The sequence below is a fragment of the Anoxybacillus sp. TBDG-1 genome, assembly GCF_054815885.1.
In genome coordinates, this window is the sequence record NZ_JBTZSY010000026.1 from 1 (window position 1) to 3,529 (window position 3,529).

General features: G+C 38.8%; 3 protein-coding genes and 1 pseudogene. All 4 read right to left on the reverse strand.

The genetic code is table 11. The features are described from left to right. Positions 1–219: 219 nt before the first annotated feature. Positions 220–1,479 (reverse strand): UDP-N-acetyl-D-mannosamine dehydrogenase, encoded by a 1,260-nt coding sequence (gene wecC / locus ACYQY7_RS09025; RefSeq protein WP_461201726.1) that lies wholly within the window; start codon positions 1,477–1,479, stop codon positions 220–222. A 22-nt stretch (positions 1,480–1,501) separates the two neighbouring features. Beyond that, on the reverse strand, positions 1,502–2,182 hold the full coding sequence (locus ACYQY7_RS09030) for a sugar transferase (RefSeq protein ID WP_461201727.1): 681 nt from the start codon (positions 2,180–2,182) through the stop codon (positions 1,502–1,504). A gap of 24 nt (positions 2,183–2,206) precedes the next feature. Beyond that, positions 2,207–3,088 (reverse strand): UTP--glucose-1-phosphate uridylyltransferase GalU, encoded by an 882-nt coding sequence (gene galU, locus ACYQY7_RS09035; protein ID WP_461201728.1) that lies wholly within the window; start codon positions 3,086–3,088, stop codon positions 2,207–2,209. Positions 3,089–3,182: 94 nt separating this feature from the next. After that, positions 3,183–3,529 (reverse strand): annotated as a pseudogene (locus ACYQY7_RS09040) (hypothetical protein); the annotation flags it as partial.

The following is a 3,529-nucleotide window of genomic DNA, read 5'->3' on the forward strand; positions in this document are numbered from 1 at the left end:
CTTTACCGAGGTGACCTTCCATGACAAGACGAACAGCGGTCACCCGAACACGAAGCGAAGCATCTTTGATTTTCCGTTCTTGTTTCCGAAGTGTTCGAGGTGTCCAACCGTGATCATTTGTGATTTTCAAACGTTTCATACCAATTCCGCTCCTTTTGTATAGAAATATTTAGGAGCAGTATAGCCATGAAAAAAGGTGTTCATACAGAAGTCATGGTTTTAAGGTGCATGTATATATATATTACTTGTTATCGGGAGCACCCCGCGCGTATCAATAATAATTTTATTCGATAGTACTTTCTTATCTATCACTTTAAAATAATCATGATCCACCAGTAACACAACAATATCAGCTTTCTCAATCGCATCCTCTGTTTTTACAAGTTGGACATTTAATTCTAGTAAATCTTTTGGAAGTTCCTCAATATGCGGCTCAGCTACATATATAGTTTGATCATAAATAGCAGATAATTCTTTTACAATTTTCACCGCTGGGCTTTCTCGCAAATCATCAACGTTTGCTTTAAACGCTAAACCTAAGCATGCAATTGTTGGGTTTGGCAGATTTTTTGTTGCTTCTTTAATTTTTTCAATAACAAAATACGGTTTGGAGTCATTTACCCTACGAGCTGTTCGAATAAGTTTTGCTGTTTTAGGAGCTCCATTCACGATAAACCAAGGGTCGACCGCTATGCAGTGTCCTCCTACTCCAGGGCCTGGCTGCAAAATATTTACACGTGGATGATGATTTGCTAAATTGATTAACTCCCACACATTAATGTTGAGCTCATCACAAATCATGGACAGTTCATTTGCAAACGCAATATTTACATCACGAAATGCGTTCTCAGTTAACTTTGCTAATTCTGCTGTCCGAGCATTTGTTTCCAAAATTTTCCCTTTAACAAACTTTTCATAGAATTGTACCGTTCTTTTTGTTGAATCTTTATCAATTCCGCCAATAATCCGATCATTTTCTACTAGTTCTTTTAAAATTTTTCCTGGTAAAACTCGTTCCGGACAATGAGCAACAAAAATTCTATTCTTACCTTTTTCGTCAATACTTAACTCTGGACGTTCTTCTAAAATCCATTCTGCTACTTTTTCTGTTGTTCCAACAGGACTTGTTGATTCTAAAACAACAATATTTCCTGGTTCTAAGTAAGGGGAAATAGATCTTGCTGCTTGCTCTACATAAGTTAAATCTGGTTTATAATTTTCTTTAAAAGGGGTCGGAACAGCAATAATAAAAATGTCTGCTTTCTCAGGTAAAATAGATGCCTTTAAACTACCATTAATAACAGCATTGTGCACCATTTTCTCCAAATCAGGTTCATAAATATGTATCTTTCCACTGTTTATCAGCTCGACAGCTTTTTGATTTATATCAACACCATGCACTTCAAATCCTTTATTTGCTAACAACGCCGATGTTGGTAAACCAATGTAGCCTAAGCCAACGACACATACTTTTTGCATTCTATTAACCTCTCTTTTCTTTTTAATAAGCACTATTCGGTTTAATCATTACCCTAATTGTCTTAATAATAATTCTCAAATCATATAACAATGAGCGTTCACGGATATATCGTAAGTCTAATTCCACCATTTCATGAAACCCTAAATCATTTCTCCCACTCACCTGCCACAACCCCGTACACCCTGGGGTCACAAGTAGCCGCTGTTTATCATATTCCGTATACTGCGCTACTTCTCTTGGCAACGGTGGGCGCGGACCAACGAGGCTCATTTCCCCTTTTAATACATTCCATAATTGCGGGAGCTCGTCAATGCTCGTTTTACGAATGAATCTTCCTACCTTCGTCACCCGAGGATCGTTTTTCATTTTAAACATGGCACCAGATACTTCGTTGTACTTCAGAAGTTCCTGTAGTTTTGTTTCGGCATCGGTCACCATCGAGCGAAATTTGTACATATAAAACTGTTTTCCGTCTTTTCCAACTCGTATTTGTTTAAAAAACACTGGACCTTTTGGGTCTTCTAGCTTTATGAGAACAGCAACAATAAGAAAGAGCCAGGATAACGAAATTAATCCGATCATGGCTCCGATAATGTCCATTGTTCGTTTAGCAATTAAATAACTTTTTTTATCGTTAACAATCACTTGTTGAGTATATCTTTGTTGGGCTTGTATACTAGCAACATTGCCTGATTGCGCCAACTCCCTTCATCCCCCTTTAACCTTTTATTCCTTCACTTTCGCTTCTTTCAATATCTGCTCCATAAACGGAATGAGATGTTGTTTCAACTCTTCATCTTGCATCGCAAACTCAATCGTCGTCTGAATAAATCCTAACTTCTCCCCAACGTCATATCGTTTTCCTTCAAACTCGTAAGCGAAGACGCGCTGAATCTCGTTTAGTTTTTGAATCGCATCAGTTAGCTGAATTTCTCCGCCAGCGCCTGTTTCTTGTTTTTCAAGAAACATAAAAATTTCTGGCGTTAAAATGTACCGGCCCATGATCGCTAAGTTAGAAGGGGCGGTGCCTGGTGCTGGTTTTTCAACGAATTGGCGCACTTGGTAGCGTCGCCCTTTTTTATCGATCGGGTCGATGATGCCGTAACGGTGCGTTTCGTCATCAGCGACTTGTTTCACACCAATGACGGAGCTATGCGTTTGTTCGAATTCGTTCATGAGTTGTTTTAAACATGGTGTATCAGCTTGGACAATGTCGTCGCCTAATAGGACAGCGAATGGTTCGTCGCCGATAAATTTGCGTGCGCACCAAACAGCATGGCCTAGTCCTTTCGGTTCTTTTTGGCGAATGTAATGAATATCAACTTTGGACGGTTCTTTTACTTTTTCTAGTAGGTCGTGTTTATTGCTTTTTAACAACGCTTGTTCAAGTTCAAATGCATGGTCGAAATGATCTTCGATGGCGCGCTTTCCTTTTCCTGTGACAATAATAATGTCTTCAATCCCAGATTCAATCGCTTCTTCAACGATATATTGAATCGTCGGTTTGTCGACAATCGGAAGCATCTCTTTTGGCATCGCTTTTGTCGCAGGTAAAAACCTTGTTCCGAGCCCTGCAGCTGGAATAATTGCTTTTCTTACCGTTTTCACACACATCCCTCACTCTCAAAACTATACACCCACGTATACGTTATATATGCATAACATATACGTCGATGTACAAAAAAATAGCTCCCATTGGGAGTTAGTTTGGTAGACGTGTTTTTAAATTTAAAATTTCTTTTTCATGTTCAATCATTTTATCAAATATTACATCAGATCTACGCTGCAAATAAGCAACCGTCACATCCATTGATTTTTTTATGCTTGTCAAATCATTTATGACTAGTGCCTGGTTGTTTTTTGATATGCGTAGCTCTTCAAGAATCTTTTCTTGCGTCCGTTCCATATTTCCGAGTGATTGTTTCATATCGACCATATCATTTTCTAGCTTGTATTGACCTGCTTGTAATTGTGCAACATCTTGTTGTAATGCTTGTTGACCCGCTTGCAGTTGTGCGACGTCCTGTTGTAATGCTTGTTGACCCGCTT